The organism is Azospirillum humicireducens, assembly GCF_001639105.2.
Classification (GTDB): domain Bacteria; phylum Pseudomonadota; class Alphaproteobacteria; order Azospirillales; family Azospirillaceae; genus Azospirillum; species Azospirillum humicireducens.
The window spans coordinates 138,722-154,149 of sequence record NZ_CP028904.1; the positions used below are offsets into that span (position 1 = coordinate 138,722).

The 15,428-nt window shown below is 67.7% G+C and carries 11 protein-coding genes; 8 read left to right on the plus strand and 3 right to left on the minus strand.

The features are described 5' to 3' along the window. Position 1: 1 nt before the first annotated feature. From A6A40_RS22735 to A6A40_RS22765, 5 genes are all read left to right on the plus strand, one after another. Positions 2 to 1,507, plus strand: a complete 1,506-nt coding sequence (locus A6A40_RS22735) for a PepSY-associated TM helix domain-containing protein (RefSeq protein ID WP_108548169.1) — start codon at positions 2 to 4, stop codon at positions 1,505 to 1,507. A 1,802-nt stretch (positions 1,508 to 3,309) separates the two neighbouring features. Beyond that, the gene (locus A6A40_RS22750) at positions 3,310 to 4,779 is read left to right on the plus strand and encodes an aldehyde dehydrogenase (protein ID WP_108548172.1); all 1,470 of its coding nucleotides are present in this window, start codon (positions 3,310 to 3,312) and stop codon (positions 4,777 to 4,779) included. A 56-nt stretch (positions 4,780 to 4,835) separates the two neighbouring features. Then, positions 4,836 to 5,684 (plus strand): p-hydroxycinnamoyl CoA hydratase/lyase, encoded by an 849-nt coding sequence (locus A6A40_RS22755; protein WP_108548173.1) that lies wholly within the window; start codon positions 4,836 to 4,838, stop codon positions 5,682 to 5,684. Between the two features lie 90 nt (positions 5,685 to 5,774). Continuing rightward, positions 5,775 to 7,385 carry an AMP-binding protein gene (locus A6A40_RS22760; RefSeq protein ID WP_236783974.1) on the plus strand — a complete coding sequence of 537 codons (1,611 nt, stop codon included), beginning with the start codon at positions 5,775 to 5,777 and terminating at the stop codon, positions 7,383 to 7,385. 91 nt (positions 7,386 to 7,476) lie between these two features. Beyond that, positions 7,477 to 8,844 (plus strand): MFS transporter, encoded by a 1,368-nt coding sequence (locus A6A40_RS22765; protein WP_108548175.1) that lies wholly within the window; start codon positions 7,477 to 7,479, stop codon positions 8,842 to 8,844. A 10-nt stretch (positions 8,845 to 8,854) separates the two neighbouring features. Here the strand turns inward: A6A40_RS22765 and A6A40_RS22770 are convergent, their stop codons facing one another. After that, on the minus strand, positions 8,855 to 9,484 hold the full coding sequence (locus tag A6A40_RS22770; RefSeq protein WP_108548176.1) for a MarR family winged helix-turn-helix transcriptional regulator: 630 nt from the start codon (positions 9,482 to 9,484) through the stop codon (positions 8,855 to 8,857). Between the two features lie 454 nt (positions 9,485 to 9,938). On the opposite strand from A6A40_RS22770, the gene A6A40_RS22775 reads away from it, so the two are divergent. Genes A6A40_RS22775 through A6A40_RS22785 form a run of 3 tightly spaced genes read left to right on the plus strand, consistent with a single transcriptional unit; the run spans position 9,939 to position 12,751 of the window. Continuing rightward, on the plus strand, positions 9,939 to 10,970 hold the full coding sequence (locus tag A6A40_RS22775; RefSeq protein WP_108548177.1) for an aromatic ring-hydroxylating dioxygenase subunit alpha: 1,032 nt from the start codon (positions 9,939 to 9,941) through the stop codon (positions 10,968 to 10,970). A gap of 11 nt (positions 10,971 to 10,981) precedes the next feature. After that, on the plus strand, positions 10,982 to 11,725 hold the full coding sequence (locus A6A40_RS22780; protein ID WP_108548178.1) for a GntR family transcriptional regulator: 744 nt from the start codon (positions 10,982 to 10,984) through the stop codon (positions 11,723 to 11,725). A 54-nt stretch (positions 11,726 to 11,779) separates the two neighbouring features. Next, positions 11,780 to 12,751, plus strand: a complete 972-nt coding sequence (locus A6A40_RS22785) for a PDR/VanB family oxidoreductase (RefSeq protein ID WP_108548179.1) — start codon at positions 11,780 to 11,782, stop codon at positions 12,749 to 12,751. Positions 12,752 to 12,832: 81 nt separating this feature from the next. Here A6A40_RS22785 and A6A40_RS22790 read toward each other — a convergent pair whose 3' ends face one another. Both A6A40_RS22790 and A6A40_RS22795 read right to left on the minus strand, forming a co-directional pair. Beyond that, positions 12,833 to 13,879 carry an ABC transporter permease gene (locus tag A6A40_RS22790; RefSeq protein ID WP_174718545.1) on the minus strand — a complete coding sequence of 349 codons (1,047 nt, stop codon included), beginning with the start codon at positions 13,877 to 13,879 and terminating at the stop codon, positions 12,833 to 12,835. After that, the gene (locus A6A40_RS22795; protein ID WP_108548180.1) at positions 13,876 to 15,423 is read right to left on the minus strand and encodes a sugar ABC transporter ATP-binding protein; all 1,548 of its coding nucleotides are present in this window, start codon (positions 15,421 to 15,423) and stop codon (positions 13,876 to 13,878) included. Before A6A40_RS22795 ends, A6A40_RS22790 begins: the two co-directional genes overlap by 4 nt. Positions 15,424 to 15,428 lie beyond the last annotated feature (5 nt).

The window sequence follows — 15,428 nt, forward strand, 5'->3', positions numbered from 1 at the left end:
CATGCCAAGCCAGTCCGTGTCCGCCCGCCTGCTGTCGATCCACCGCCTGATCAGCCTGGTCTTCTGCCTGCTGATCTCCTGGTCGCTATGGACCGGGCTGCTGGCCTTCTACGCCGATTTCGTACGCCCCTGGATGATGCCGGGTCTCGCCGAGGCGGCCGGGCGGCCGCTTCCGACCGCCGTCGAGGCGTTGCGGGCGGTGGCATCGCGCCACGACGTGGGTCTCGACTGGACGATGATGGCGCCGACGCCGTTGCGCGACTTCTTCATCTTCTCCGGCCGCTTCGGAGAGGGGGCGCCCCTGACGAACCTGATCGTGAATCCGGCGGCCGATGTGATGGCGCCGTGGAACAGCGTGTTGACGGACTCCCTGTTCCGACGCATCCATACCGATCTGCTGCTGCCCAAGCCCTATGGGCGTTTCCTGATGGGGCTGGCCGGCATTGTGATCGTCCTGTTGGTCGGCACCGGCCTGTTCATCCACGGCAAGGTGATCGTCGAGGCATGGAGCTGGCGACGCCGCTCCCGCCTGATCGATCTCAGCGACGCGCACAAGCGGTTCGGCTTCTGGCTGATCCCATATCTGTTCCTGATGGGATTGAGCGGGGGAATACTCGGGCTGAAGGTGGCGAGCCAGCCTTTGGACGCGGTGCTCCAGGCGGGTGGAAGTCCGAAGGCGGCACGGGCCTTGTTGAGCGACGACGGCCCCGAAGCCATGGGGCCGGGCCGCAGCGTGACCGCCGTGGTGCCGGACAACCTGCCGCTTTGTCTCGACCGCTTCGCCGAGCGGTTCCCGGACAACCGCATCGGGCGCCTGCAACGGCAGGGAGACCAACTGATGGTCGAGGGCATCCCCCGCGGCCGGCTCACCTGGGCGGGTGAGGGGGCGGGCAGCCTGCGCGCCTATTGCAGCCTCGTCGATGCCACGGTCGGTTCGATGCGCGATTCCCGCGATGGCGGTTGGGGTGGCGTGGCGGAAAGTGCGCTGCGGCCGTTGCATTACGCCCGTTTCGGCGGAACCGGTACGGTTCTTGTCTATTGCCTGCTCGGCGTGCTGTGTCTTTGGATCGTCGATTCCGGCATGAAGCTGCTGTGGCTGCGGGCGGCGAAGGACGACAGGCGTCCGCAGGACCGGCTTACCCTGTCCCGCCGGCTGTTCCATGCCAACAACGCGCTGTATCTGCTCGTGCCGCTGCTGCTGCTCGCCGACAATCTGACGACCGGAACGACCCATGGCGGGATGGTGTTCGCCGTATCCGGGCTGGCGATCCTGTTCTATCTGTTGCCCAGGCTCGACGGCGGGCGGCGGGCGGTGGAGCGGCTGATGTTGCCCGTTCTCGCCTTTGCCTATGCCGGGCTGCCGCTGCTGCGGCTGGCGCTGTTTCCCGACGCCCCCTGGTTCGGGGTGACGGCGGTGATGGTGGTGGATGCAACCGCCCTGCTGATGGCGGGATGGCTGGCCGGCGTCGCGCTGTCGCGGCAGCGCCAGCAAGTCCGCGGACGTTGATCACCACCCATCGGCTGTGTCTCGGCATGTCCTTCCGTGCGCAAGCGCTGCTGCCAATGGATGGCCGTGCCTTCGCTGATCCCGAAACAGTGCGGGCGGGATGCGGCGTGGATTGGAAATTGACGGACGCACTATATAGGTATATTCAATAACAATCATTTCATAAAACAGTGTCCGGGTGCCGGTCCGGCAGCGGGAACCCCGCGGCAGGTTTCCGGCAGTGGCGGGCAGGTTTCCTGTGCCATGGCGGCCCTTCGGTGCCGTATTGCCGCCGATCCCGGACAAATCCAGAATTCGGGAGGACTGCGAATGGAGTCAGCCACGGGCCTGCCCTTTCCGGCGGCGGGCGTCACAGCGGCCAGTGGCGATGCCGCCACCGTGGTGCGCGACGTCTATCGCCGCGTCGGCGCCATCGGCCTGGAACTGGCGGACATCACCGGCAATGTTCAGGAGGTGGCGGCGGTGGTGGACCGGCAGGGCGCCCAGTTCCGCACCTTGCGAACCGCCGCCTCGGCGATGACATCCACCAATGCAGCCATCGACCGCACTGCCGAACAGGCCAGCACCGCCGCGGCGACAGCGACCGGTGAGATCGCCCACTCGCGCAATGCCGTCACCGATGCCGTCCGCAAGATCGCCGAGCTGATCGACGGCGTCACCCGCATGGAACGGCAGCTGGCGCTGGTCAGCACGTCGCTCGGGCAGGTGGCGTCGGTGTCGCGGGCGATCCAGGCCATCGCCAAGCAGACCAACCTGCTGGNGTGGCGACCGAGGTGAAGGAACTGGCCCGCCAGACCCAGATGGCGACCGTGCAGATCGGCGATACGGTGCAGGCGCTGACCTCCCAGGTATCGGGCCTGATCCAGGACGGCGCCGCAGCCACAGCCAGCGCAACACTGGCCCGCGAGGGCACCGCGCTGATCGAGCGGGTGGTGGCACGGATGGCGGAGTCGGTCGCCACGGTGCATGACGCCACCCACGCCATCGCCGAAGGGGTGCGCGCCAATCTGAAGGATTGCACCGCGGTCGAACGCGAACTTGACGAACTGGAGCAGGCGGTCGCCGGCTCGTCCAGCCATTTGTCGGCAGCGAACCGGCGGCTGGAAAACCTGCTGGAACTCAGCGAGACGCTGATCGACCATATCGGCACCAGTCCGGTCGCGACCGACGACAGCCCTTTCCTCGCCGCGACGGTGGAGGCGGCGGCCCGGGTCTCCGCCCTGTTCGAACGGGCCGTCGAGTCCGGCGAGATCGCGATGGGCGATCTGTTCGACGAGACCTATCGGCCGATCCCGGGCACCAACCCCGAACAGGTCCTGACCAATTTCACCGCCTTCACCGACCGGGTTCTGCCGCCGGTGCAGGAACCCTTGCTGGATCTCGACCCGCGCATCGCCTTCGCCACCATCGCCGACCGCAACGGCTATCTGCCGACCCACAACCGCAAATACAATCAGCCGCAGGGGCCGGATCCGGTGTGGAACGCCGCGCATTGCCGCGGACGCCGGCTGTACCGCTTCCGCGCCGGGTTGAAGGCTGCCAGCTCGCCCCGGCCATCGATCCACACCATGCCGCGCGACATGGGCGGCGGCAAGCGGGTGCTCATCACCATCCTGAACGCCCCGATCCTGGTGCGCGGGCGTCAGTGGGGCGCCTTCAGTATCGCACTGCTGCCGCCTGCCGATTGACCCAGCACCGCGGTGCGATTCAGGCGTTGACGCGCACATAACAGTTATATAACATAACAATATGCCCGATGGTCCATAAGCTGCCGAAAATGGCAGGGCGGATTGGAGACTCCCATGGAACATGTGTCTGTTGCCGCGCCGACCGATCTGCTGATCGGCGGACGCACGGTTTCCGCGACCGGCGGGCGCCGGTTCGAACGCCGCAACCCGATCACCGGCGGCGTCGCGACGGTCGCCGCCGCTGCGTCGGCTGCCGATGCCGGTGCGGCGGCGGAGGCGGCGCTGGCCGCTTTCGCCGGCTGGTCGGAAACCGGTCCGAACACCCGTCGCGCGCTTTTGTTGAAGGCTGCCGATGCGCTGGCCGGCCGTGCCGACGATTTCGTCTCGGCGATGGCGACGGAGACCGGTGCGACCGAAGGATGGGCGCGTTTCAATGTGATGCTGGCGTCCTCGATGATCCGCGAGGCGGCAGCGCTCACCACCCAGATCGCGGGGGAGGTGATCCCATCCGACAAGCCCGGTTGCCTCGCCATGGCGGTGCGCCAGCCGGTCGGCGTCGTGCTGGGCATCGCGCCGTGGAACGCCCCGGTCATCCTCGGCGTGCGCGCCGTCGCCACCGCCATCGCCTGCGGCAACACAGTGGTGCTGAAGGCGTCGGAGCTCTGTCCGCGCACCCATGCGCTGATCGGCCAGGCCTTCCAGGAGGCCGGCCTGCCGGACGGCGTGGTCAATGTCGTCACCAACGCGCCGGAGGACGCGGCCGAGGTGGTCAACGCCCTGATCGACCATCCCGCCGTCACCCGCATCAATTTCACCGGATCGACCCGCGTCGGCCGGCTGATCGCCCAGCGCGCGGCGGCGCAGCTGAAGCCGGTGCTGCTGGAACTGGGCGGCAAGGCGCCCTTCCTGGTGCTGGACGATGCCGACCTTGACGAGGCGGTGAAGGCTGCCGCCTTCGGCGCTTTCTTCAATCAGGGCCAGATCTGCATGTCGACCGAGCGGATCGTGCTGGATGCCAAGGTGGCCGACGCCTTCCTGGAGAAATTCGTCGCCAAGGCCGCGACGCTGGTCGCCGGCGATCCGCGCGAGGGGCGGACGCCGCTGGGGTCCGTCGTCGACCGCAGCGCGGCGGATCATGTGCAGGGGCTGATCGACGACGCGGTGGCCAAGGGGGCGGTGCTCCACCGCAACGGCGCGCCCGACGGCACTCTGCTGCCGGCGGCCATCCTCGACCATGTCACGCCGGAGATGCGCATCTATGCCGAGGAATCCTTCGGCCCGGTGGTGACCATCGTCCGCGTCGACGGTGAGGAGCAGGCGGTCGCCGTCGCCAACGACACCGAATACGGACTGTCCGCCGCCGTCTTCACCCGCGACACGGCACGCGGGCTGCGCATCGCCCGGCGCATCCGCTCCGGCATCTGCCATGTCAACGGCCCGACCGTGCATGACGAGGCGCAGATGCCCTTCGGCGGCGTCAAGGCCAGCGGTTATGGCCGCTTCGGCGGCAAGGCCGGCATCGACGCCTTCACCGAGCTGCGCTGGATCACCGTCGAGACCCAGCCGGGCCATTTCCCGATCTGACGATTTTCCAATTGGCGCCCGCGCGCCGGGCGAAGACCATCAAAAGGATAGCTTTCATGACGCAGCAGCAGACCACCGCCCAGCCGGACACCGCCGAAGACGTGGTGACCGTCGAGTTCGACAATGGCGTCGCCTGGGTCACGCTGAACCGGCCCGACAAGCGCAACGCGATGAACCCGGCGCTGAACGCGCGCATGCATGGCGTGTTGGACGATCTGGAGGTCGATGACCGCTGCCAGGTGCTGGTGCTGACCGGTGCGGGCGAATCCTTCTCCGCCGGCATGGACCTGAAGGAATATTTCCGAGAGACCGAGGCCAAGGGCCATATGGCGACCCGCCGTGCCCAGCGCGATTCCTATGGCTGGTGGCGCCGCCTGCGCTGGTTCGAGAAGCCGTCGATCGCCATGGTCAACGGCTGGTGCTTCGGCGGCGCCTTCTCCCCGCTGTTCGCCTGCGATCTGGCGGTTGCCGCCGACGAGGCGCAGTTCGGCCTGTCGGAGATCAACTGGGGCATCATCCCCGGCGGCAACGTCACCAAGGTGGTGGCCGACCTGATGAGCCAGCGCGAGGCCATGTACTACATCCTGACCGGCGACACCTTCGACGGCCGCAAGGCGGCGGAGATGAAGCTGGTCAACTTCTCGGTCCCGCGGGCGGAGCTGCGCGCCAAGGTGCGGGCAATCGCCGACAACCTGCTGGAAAAGAACCCGATGACGCTGAAGGCCGCCAAGGACGCCTTCAAGCGCGTGGTTGAAATGCCGTTCGACGCCGCGGAAGATTACCTGGTGGTCCGCCAGGAATCGCTGAACTTCCTCGACAAGTCGGAGGGGCGCAAGCAGGGCATCAAGCAGTTCATCGACGACAAGACCTATCGTCCGGGGCTCGGCGCCTACAAGCGCGGCTGAAATCCGGCGAGTCAATGATCGGCCGCGCCGGCGGTAGAACGCCGGATCAAACGGGCAGGACCGGCGCGGCTTGAAATGGGGAGGTTGGGAATGTCTGTGACCGAACCCGGAGCATCCGGGAAAACCGGGGAGGGCGGGACCGGCGCCGGCCTGCGATGGGAAGCGCCCGATCCCGTCGCCTATCAGGCCGCGGTGCAGCCGGGAGCCCCGGCCTGCGTCGACCTCGCCACCGGCGAGCGACTGACTTACGAGGCGCTGCATCGACGGATCGATCGCCGTGCGGCTTGGCTGATCCGGTGCCTGGATGTAGAGCCGGGCCAGGGTGCCGGCGGGCGGCGGGTCGCCTGGCTCGGCCGCAACGGCATCGATCAGTTGATCATGGCCTTCGCCTGCGTCCGCGCCGGTGCCGTGTTCGTGCCGTTGAACTGGCGGCTGACGGTGCCGGAGCTGGCGGTTTTGGTCAACGACGCGACGCCGTCGCTGCTGATCCATGGCGACGGATTCGCCACGACGGCGCAGGGCGTCGGGGAAGGCGTGCGCGGAACGGTGCCCGGACTGCGGCTGGTGGATGCGGCATCCGTGCGGAACGGGCAGGAGACGGCGGAACCTGTCACGGGCCTGCCGCCGCGCGATGCCGGGGCGCCATCGATCATCATCTACACCTCCGGAACATCGGGTCAGCCGAAGGGCGCCATCCACACCGAACAGACCGCCTTCTTCACCGCGACCAACTTCGCTCTGCTGAACCGGGTCGACCACCGCAGCGTCTTCCTGTGCGACATGCCGCTGTTCCATGTGATCGGCATCGTCACCATCTGCCGCACCACGCTTCTTCAAGGCGGCACGCTGCTGCTGTCGTCCGGCTTCGACCCGGTGCTGACGCTGGAGCGGCTGTCCGACCCGGCGCTGGGGGTGACGCATTACATGTGCGTGCCGCAAATGGCCCAGACCCTGCGCCAGCAGCCGGGCTATGATCCGGCGAAGCTGTCGCGGCTGGTCTTCTTCGGCACCGGCGGCGCTCCCAACCCGCCGGCGCTGGTACGGCGCTTCGTCGACGATGGCGTGCCGATGGCCGACGGCTATGGCAGCAGCGAAGGTGGGACCGTGCTGGGCATGCCCGTGGACGATCTGCCGCGCATCGCTGCTAAGGCTGGGTCTGCCGGCCTGCCGCCGGCTTCTGTCCGGCTGCGGCTGGTCGACGATGCCGGCGAAGACGTTGCCGACGGGGAGGTCGGCGAGATCCTGGTGCGCGGCCCGAACGTCTCGCCCGGCTACTGGAACCGCGCCGCCGACGCGGATGCTGGCACGGAGGGCTGGTTCCGCACCGGCGACACGGCGCGCCGGGATGAGGACGGCTTCTATTACATCGTCGACCGTAAGAAGGACATGTTCATCTCCGGCGGCGAGAACGTCTACCCCGCCGAGGTCGAGGCGGTGCTGCTGGAACTTGATACGGTGGCGGAAGCCTGCGTGATCGGGATCGCCGACGCCCAATGGGGTGAGGTCGGCTGTGCCTTCATCGTGCCGCGCGCCGGTTGTTCGGTGACGGAGCAGGGGGTGATCGATCATTGCCGCAGCCGTCTCGCCCGCTTCAAGACGCCAAAGCGCATCGTCATCGCCGACGAATTGCCGCGCACCGCGTCGGGCAAGCTCCGCAAGAACCTGCTGCGCGAACAGTACCGGAACGAAACGGCCCTCTGACGGCCGGTTGCCCGGCGGTCGATCTGCCGGCGCCATTTTACGCAGCGACAAAAGCGAATCCGATGATCGCGATGGAAGGGAGAGGACAGCCATGTCCCCGGAACGCAGCATCGACGTCCAAGGCTTTTTGAACGCACATCCGTTTTCCCGCCGACAGATCGGCATCGTCGTCCTGTGCCTGTTCATCGTCCTGCTGGACGGCTACGACACGGCGGCCATCGCCTATATCGCGCCCTCGCTGCTGACGGAGTGGGGGCTGCAGCGCCCTGACCTCGCCCCGGTGCTGAGCGCCGCCCTGTTCGGCCTGGTGGCCGGATCGCTGACCGCCGGACCGCTGAGCGACCGGATCGGCCGGCGGCCGGTGCTGATCGCAGCGGTCCTGGTCATGGGAGCGGCCTGCCTGGCGTCCGCCTTTGCCGGCGATCTGACCACGCTGATCGCATGGCGGTTCATCACCGGAATCGCCCTGGGGGCTGCCATGCCGACCGCGCTGACCCTGGTCAGCGAATATTGCCCTGCCCGCCGCCGGGCGCTGACGACCAACCTCGTCTTCTGCGGCTTTCCGCTGGGTGCGGCGCTGGGGGGCTTTCTGGCCGCCTGGATCATCCCGGCCTTCGGCTGGCGCAGCGTCCTGCTGGCCGGCGGGGTGGCGCCGCTGCTGCTGACCCTGCTCCTTCTGCTGTGGCTGCCGGAATCCGCACGCTTCGCCGTCGCACGCGGCAAGCCGGTGGAACAGATCCGGCGGCTCCTGACGCCCATCTCCGCGGCCGCAGCCGACGCCACCCGTTTCGTGGTGACCGAGACGGCCGCTGCCGTCGGCGACAGCCGCGGCGCCATCCGGCTGATGCTGTCGCGCGGCTACATCGTCGGCACGCTGATGCTGTGGATCGCCTATTTCATGGGGCTGACCATCTTCTACGCCATGGTCAACTGGATGCCGGTGCTGTTCCGGGATGCCGGGCTGGCTCCGGCGACCGCGGCACTGGTCGCCGCCCTGTTCCCGCTGGGCGGCATCGGATCGCTGTTCTCCGGCGCCCTGATGGACCGTTTCGACGGCAACCGCATCGTCGCCGTCTTCTTCGCGCTGACCGGGCTGGCTTTCATCGTGATCGGCCAGATCGCCGGGCAGGTCGGGATGCTGATGGTCGCGGTGCTGGTCACGGGCGTGCTGATGAACACCGCGCAGTCGTCGCTGGGGGCGCTGGCCGCCGCCTATTACCCGACGCAGGCGCGGGGCACCGGCATCGCCTGGATGATGGGCCTGGGCCGTTTCGGCGGCATTGCCGGCTCCTTCCTGGTCGCCGTGCTGGCCGGATGGCAGCTGAGCTTCTCAGGTATCCTCACCGCGCTGGCGGTGCCCGGCTTTCTGGCGGCGGCGGCACTGTGGCTGAAGCAAACGGCCGGGGCCCCGCAACCCTCCGCCGCTCTGAAGGCGGCAGCGGCACCGGGTCGCAGCTGAGGCCGCGGCTTCAGCCGCTCTTGCGCCTTCCCGGTCCCTTGGCCTGTCCCCCGGCCTGCCCTTTGGCACGTGCCTTGGCGGGGGCAGCATCGGCCTCGTCCGCATCGTCGGGCGAGGCCGATGCGTTTCCGGCGGCGTTCATCCGGCCGAGCAGGGACAGCAGCTGGTCGCGCCCGTCCATCCCGATCTGCTCGCAGATGCGCCGCTCATGGTCGGCCCACAGCCGGTGCAGTTCGGCCAGCAGCGTCGAGCCCTTGGCGGTCAGGTGAAGAGCATGCGACCGGCGGTCGCCGACCGCCAGCTTGCGGGCCACCAGACCGCGCTCTTCCAGCGAATCGAGCAGCGGCACGAAGTTGGTGCGCTTGATGTTGAGCGCCGTGCTGACCTGCGACTGCTTCAGGCCGGGGTTGCGGCCGATGATGACCAGTACCGAGAACTGTGCCGGACGGAGATCGACGGCGGCAAAGGTCTCGATGAAGTCGGCGAACACCGCCATCTGAGCCCGCTTCAGCAGAAAACCCACGGATTCTCCCAGAATCCCGAGATCGACGGCGCTCCTGTCGTCGGCCGCCGCTTCCGCATCGGAGTGGTGGCTGTCCTCGCCCCGCTTGCGGGAGGATTTCCGGACGGCTTCGGCCATAGAATCTATACCCATATCGACTGTGGGGATGGCGGGCCTATTGCCCGGCGAGCGAAGCGGAGAGTAGCAGGCCGTTCGGCTTTTCAGAATCGCCATCCTGCAAAAATCGCCGCATAGGGCCCCCGATACTCGATCCAGGCCGGTGTTGAACGCTCCATTGTATACATAAGTGCCCTTACCGTTGACGGGAGGCTGGCTGGCCCGGCATGCCCATTGCGCTCCGGATCGCCACCATCCTGAGTGTTTTCGCCGTTTCTGTACTACAACGCAGGGCGGATCATGATGATCTATATCAATTTGGCTTGAGTTCCGCCGAGCACAACTGTATACAGAGTCTCGGCGGCGGCCCGATTGGAGACTGCCGATCCCAAGTGCAGAAGTCAGTTCACGACCGCCAGCCCCAAGGGAGGGAGCGTTGAGTGAAACCGCCAGGGACACCATCCCGACATTTCCGATGAACGCGTGGTATGCCGCGGCCTATGACGTGGAGTTGCGGCGGGAACTGTTGCCGCGCACCATTTGCGGCAAGAAGCTGGTTCTCTACCGCCGGTCGGACGACAGCATCACGGCGCTGGAGGATGCCTGCTGGCACAGGCTGCTGCCGCTGTCGAAGGGGCGGCTGGAGGGGGACAATCTCGTCTGCGGCTATCATGGCCTTGTCTTCAATCCGGAAGGCCGCTGTGTCGGCATGCCGTCGCAGGAGACGCTCAACCCGTCGGCCTGCGTGCGGCGCTATCCGGTGGTCGAGCGACACCGCTTCGCCTGGGTGTGGATGGGCGACCCGGCGCTCGCCGATCCGGACAGGATTCCGGACCTGCATTGGAACCACGATCCGGACTGGGCCGGCGACGGCCGGCTGATCCATGTGAAGTGCGACTACCGGCTGGTGCTCGACAATCTCATGGACCTCACCCACGAGACCTTCGTGCACTCCTCCAGCATCGGCAACCGTGCCGTTGCCGAGGCCCCGTTCGAGACGACGCACAACGACCGCTTCGTCACGGTGACGCGCTGGATGCGCGACATCGAAGCGCCGCCCTTCTGGGCCAAGCAGCTGGGCAAGCCGGGCAATGTCGATCGGTGGCAGATCATCCGCTTCGAGGCGCCCTGCACCATCGCCATCGATGTCGGCGTCGCCCCGGCCGGAACCGGTGCCCCCGAAGGCGACCGGTCGCAGGGGGTGAACGGCTTCGTCCTGAACACCATCACGCCGGAAACCGACAAGACCTGCCATTACTTCTGGGCCTTCTGCCGCAACTACAAGCTGGGAGAGCAGAGGTTGACGGCAGAGCTGCGGGACGGCGTCACCCGCATCTTCGGTGAGGACGAGGTGATCCTGGAGGCCCAGCAACAGGCCATCGACGATCATCCCGACCGCGCCTTCTACAATCTGAACATCGACGCCGGGGCGATGTGGGCAAGGCGCCTGATCGACCGTCTGGTACAGGCGGAGCGGCGGGCGCCGGTCCGCCACGCGGCGGAGTAGGGCCGCAGGGCATGGAGGAGCAACCCCGCAACTCCCAGACCGTCCGGACGCTTCTGCAGCTCCGCGAGCTGATCCTGAACGGTGAGCTCAGTCCGGGAGAGCGCGTGTCGGAACTGGGCATCGTCGACCGGCTGGGCGTGTCCCGCACCCCGGTCCGGGTGGCGCTGGTCCGGTTGGAGGAGGAGGGGCTGGTCGATTGCCTGCCGACCGGCGGTTTCGTCGTCCGCGCCTTCGACGAAACCGACATCGCCGATTCCATCCAGCTGCGCGGCGTTCTGGAAGGGATGGCGGCCCAGCGGGCGGCCGAACGCCGCCTGGACCGCGACGCGCTCGCCGATCTCCGCGGCATCGTCGAAGCCCTCGACGATCTGGTTCACCGGCGGGCTCTGACCATCGGCGATTTTTCCGACTACATCCGCCTCAACGACCGGTTCCATGCGCAGTTGCTTCATCTCGCCGACAGCGCGGTGTTGAAACGGTCGATGGAGCGGGTGCTGTCGCTGCCCTTCGCGTCGCCCGGCGCTTTCGTCCGGGTCCAGGCGGAGTTGCCCGAATCGCGGGAGATCCTGGTCATCGCGCAGGAGCATCATCGCTCGATCCTGGAGGCCATCGAGAAAGGGGAGGGCAGCCGGGCCGACCATCTGGCGCGCGAACACTCCCGCGTGGCCCTCCGCAACCTTGAAAACGCCGTCAAGAACCAACGCCAGCTCGACCGGGTACCGGGAGCCTCCCTGATCCGGCTGCGCGGCGCCTGACCCACCTTCCCAAACCCGGTTCCCCAGACCCAACCCTTTGCCTGAGGTTCCCCCATGCGCTTTGCCATCGATTGGCAGGATGCCCGGCTGCGCGCGGTGCGCGATCTCGCGCCCGACATCCGTCTGTTCGAAATCGAACCCGGCAATCCCGCCCGGACTCCGGCGCCGGGCAGCCACATCGGCGTCACGATCGCCATCGACGGACGGACCGATGCGCGCTGCTACTCGCTGATCGGCGAGGCGGAGGATGGCCTCTACCGGATCGCCGTCAAACGCCTGCCGGAAAGCCGTGGCGGATCGGCTTATATGTGGACGCTGGAGCCCGGCGCCCGGCTGCGGATCTCGGAACCGCAGAACCTCTTCGAACTGGCGCTGGACCGCCCCGATTACCTTCTGATCGCCGGCGGGATCGGCATCACGCCGATCCATGGCATGGCGCTCGCCCTGGCGAGGCGGGGGGCGCCGATGCGTCTGCTCTATGCCTGCCGGCGGCGCTCGGAGCTGGCCTTCGCCGATGAATTGCGCGACCACCTGGGGGACCGGCTGTCGACCTTCGTCGACGAGGAGGGGCAGCGCATGGATCTTGCCGCGGCCATCGATGCGCTTGCGCCGGACGGCGAGCTGTATCTGTGCGGTCCCATCGGCCTGATGGAGGCGGTGCGCCGCCAATGGCGGGAGCGGGGGCGGCCGATGGAGCGGTTGCGCTTCGAATCCTTCGGCAACAGCGGACGCTATGCCCCGGAACCCTTCACCGTCCATATCCCCCGCCTGGGCAAGACCATCACCGTGCCGGAAAACCGCTCGATGCTCGACGCGCTCGAGGCGGCGGGGGTGGAACTGCTGTCCGATTGCCGCCGCGGTGAATGCGGCCTGTGTGCCGTCGACATCCTTGCCGTCGATGGCGAGGTCGATCACCGCGACGTGTTCTTCAGCGATGAGCAGAAGGCTGAGTCCCACCGCATGTGTGCCTGTGTTTCCCGAGCCGTCGGCGGCGGCATCACCATCGACACGGCGCGGCGGGACTGACAGGCCCGGCCGCAGAGATGAGCGGACGAGATGCCGGGGAATGTGAGACCCACCTCGGCAAGCCATCAGCGAGCCGAGCAGCTACGCGCCCATCATCATACGGTAGCGGATCTGGTCGAAGATCACCGCCAGGATCAGCAACCCGCCGAGCAGCACCATCTGCAGATAGGAGCCGATCTGGGCGAGGTTCATGCCGTTCTGCACCAGAACGATGAACAGAGCGCCCAGCACGACGGTCTCGACCCGGCCGATGCCGCCGCGCAGCGACACGCCGGCGATCACGCAGGCGGCGATGGACTCCAGAGCGAGCGTTCCGCCCAGATTGGCTTCTCCCGATTCCACCCGTGCGGTCAACAGCAGGCCGGTCAGTGCCGCGATCAGGGCACACAGGACATAGGCGACGATCAACGTGCGTCCGGTGTGGATGGCCGACAGCTTTGCCGCCTTGATGTTGCCGCCGACGGCGTAAAGGTGGGCGCCGGTCCGGGTGCGGGTCATGACGACCCAGGCGATGGCGATCGCAACCGCGGCGACCAGCACCGGCACCGGAATGCCCAGCCAGCGGCCGAAGCCGAACAGGTCGGCGAACTCCGTCGGCAGGCCGGACACCGGGACGCCGCCGGTCAGGAACAGCGAACCGCCGGCCGCCACCGAACTGACACCCAGCGTCATGATGAAGGGCGAGACGCCGAACAGCGCGACGCCGGTGCCGTTCGCCAGTCCCACCAGCGCCGCCACCCCGAAGCCGGCCAGCGCGCCGAGCGCGATCACCAGGGCCGGAGCATCCGGGAACATCGGGCCGAGCGCCGCCATCACCAGCGCCGCCACCACGGAGGTGAGGGCGACGGTCGCCCCGACCGCAAGATCGAACCCGCCGGTGATCAGCACCGTCATCTGCCCGAGAGATATCAACACCAGATAGACCGACTGGCGCATCACATTGACGAGATTGTCCGCGGTCAGGAAACGATCCGAGGCGAGCGTGAACACGATCAGCGCCGCCGTCAGGAAGAAGGGCAGCACGCCCAGGCGGATGAACAGCGCCCGCCCGGCCGCACGCAGCCGGACGGAGGTGGGAGCCGGGACGGTGCCGGAGGAGGACGATGCGGCGGAGGAGGGGGCGCTCATGCGGGCAGTCTCGCTTCCTGGTCGATGTTGGATGCCGGTGGGGTGGCAGCCGACGGGATGGGATCGAAGAAGTGGGAAAGAATGGCCGCTTCGCTGATGGCGTCGCCCTCCAGTTCGGCGGCGATGCGGCCATGGGCGAAGACCAGCAGGCGGTGGGCGAGGTTCATCGCCTCCGGCAGGTCGGAGGAAATGACCACCACCGCCTTGCCGGCCTCCGCCAGTTCGCGGATCAGACGGTAGATCGCGGCCCGTGCGCCCATGTCGACGCCGACGGTCGGCTCGTCGAAGATGTAGAGGTCGTAGTCGCGGCCGAGCGCACGGCCGAACAGCGCCTTCTGCTGGTTGCCGCCCGACAGCTTGCCGACGGCCCGGCCGCGATAGGCGGCCGGCAGCTCGACCCGTTCGGCGGTCGCCTCGCAGCGCTTGCGGATGCGCCGCCAGGGCAGCAGGCCGAAGCGGCTTCGCGTGCCGGCCAGCTCCCCCTGGGCCAGATTGTCCCGCGTGCTGAAGGCCAGCTGCAACCCTTCGGTCTTGCGGTCGGGTGGCACATAGCAGAGGCCAGCCCGCATCAAATCGCGGGTTGCGGCACCGGTGAGGTCGCGCCCTTGGACGGTCACCCGTCCGGCATGGATCGGCAGCAGTCCCATCAGCGCCCTGAAACAGCGCGACTTGCCGGAGCCGACGAGGCCGGCCACGCCCAGCACCTCGCCCGCGCGGACCGCCAGATCGACGCCATGAACGCCCCACGCCCGCAGTCCCTCCGTCCGCAGCAGGACCGGACCGGGGTTGCGGGCGATGGACGGGTAGATTTCCGCGATGGCGCGGCCTGCCATCATCTCAAGCAGGGCCGCCTCGCTGGTGTCGGCCATCGCCACGGTGCCGATCCGCCGTCCGTCGCGCAGAACGGTGACGCGGTCGGCGATGCGGGCGAATTCCTGCATCCGGTGCGAAATGTAAATGATGCCGACGCCGCGAGCCTTCATGCGCGCGATCACCGCGAACAGATGGTCGACCTCGCGGTCGGTCAGCGACGCCGTCGGCTCGTCGAGGATCAGGATGCCGACCTCGCCGTGCAGGGCCTTGGCGATCTCCACCATCTGCTGTTCGGCTCGGCTCAGCGTGGCGACCAGCCGTTTCGGGTCGATGGCGAAATCGAGGTCGGCGAACAGGGCGGCGGCCTTGCGCCCCATCGCCCGGCGGTCGAGGAAGGGACCGTGGCGCGGCTCGTCGCCCAGGAACAGATTCTCCGCCACCGTCAGGGTGGGCACCAGCGAGAATTCCTGGAAGACGGCGGAGATTCCGGCGGCGCGGGCATCGGCGACGCCGGTGAAGCGGGCATGATGGCCACGCACCAGGATCTCGCCCTCGCTGGGGGCGGAGACCCCGGCCAGCAGCGAGATCAGGGTCGATTTTCCGGCGCCGTTCTCTCCGAACAGCACATGGACCTCGCCGGGGCACAGGTCGAAATCGACGCGGTCGAGAGCGGTGACGCCAGGATAGCGCTTGGTCAGGGCGACGGCCCGGATCAGGACGGGAGGGGACATGCGCA

Bases quoted from the DNA above. Each gene is read 5' to 3' on its own strand.
- A6A40_RS22735 (WP_108548169.1), top strand. From the start codon at position 2: ATGCCAAGCCAGTCCGTGTCCGCCCGCCTGCTGTCGATCCACCGCCTG.
- A6A40_RS22750 (WP_108548172.1), top strand. From the start codon at position 3,310: ATGGAACATGTGTCTGTTGCCGCGCCGACCGATCTGCTGATCGGCGGA.
- A6A40_RS22755 (WP_108548173.1), top strand. From the start codon at position 4,836: ATGACGCAGCAGCAGACCACCGCCCAGCCGGACACCGCCGAAGACGTG.
- A6A40_RS22760 (WP_236783974.1), top strand. From the start codon at position 5,775: ATGTCTGTGACCGAACCCGGAGCATCCGGGAAAACCGGGGAGGGCGGG.
- A6A40_RS22765 (WP_108548175.1), top strand. From the start codon at position 7,477: ATGTCCCCGGAACGCAGCATCGACGTCCAAGGCTTTTTGAACGCACAT.
- A6A40_RS22770 (WP_108548176.1), bottom strand. From the start codon at position 9,484: ATGGCCGAAGCCGTCCGGAAATCCTCCCGCAAGCGGGGCGAGGACAGC.
- A6A40_RS22775 (WP_108548177.1), top strand. From the start codon at position 9,939: ATGAACGCGTGGTATGCCGCGGCCTATGACGTGGAGTTGCGGCGGGAA.
- A6A40_RS22780 (WP_108548178.1), top strand. From the start codon at position 10,982: ATGGAGGAGCAACCCCGCAACTCCCAGACCGTCCGGACGCTTCTGCAG.
- A6A40_RS22785 (WP_108548179.1), top strand. From the start codon at position 11,780: ATGCGCTTTGCCATCGATTGGCAGGATGCCCGGCTGCGCGCGGTGCGC.
- A6A40_RS22790 (WP_174718545.1), bottom strand. From the start codon at position 13,879: ATGAGCGCCCCCTCCTCCGCCGCATCGTCCTCCTCCGGCACCGTCCCG.
- A6A40_RS22795 (WP_108548180.1), bottom strand. From the start codon at position 15,423: ATGTCCCCTCCCGTCCTGATCCGGGCCGTCGCCCTGACCAAGCGCTAT.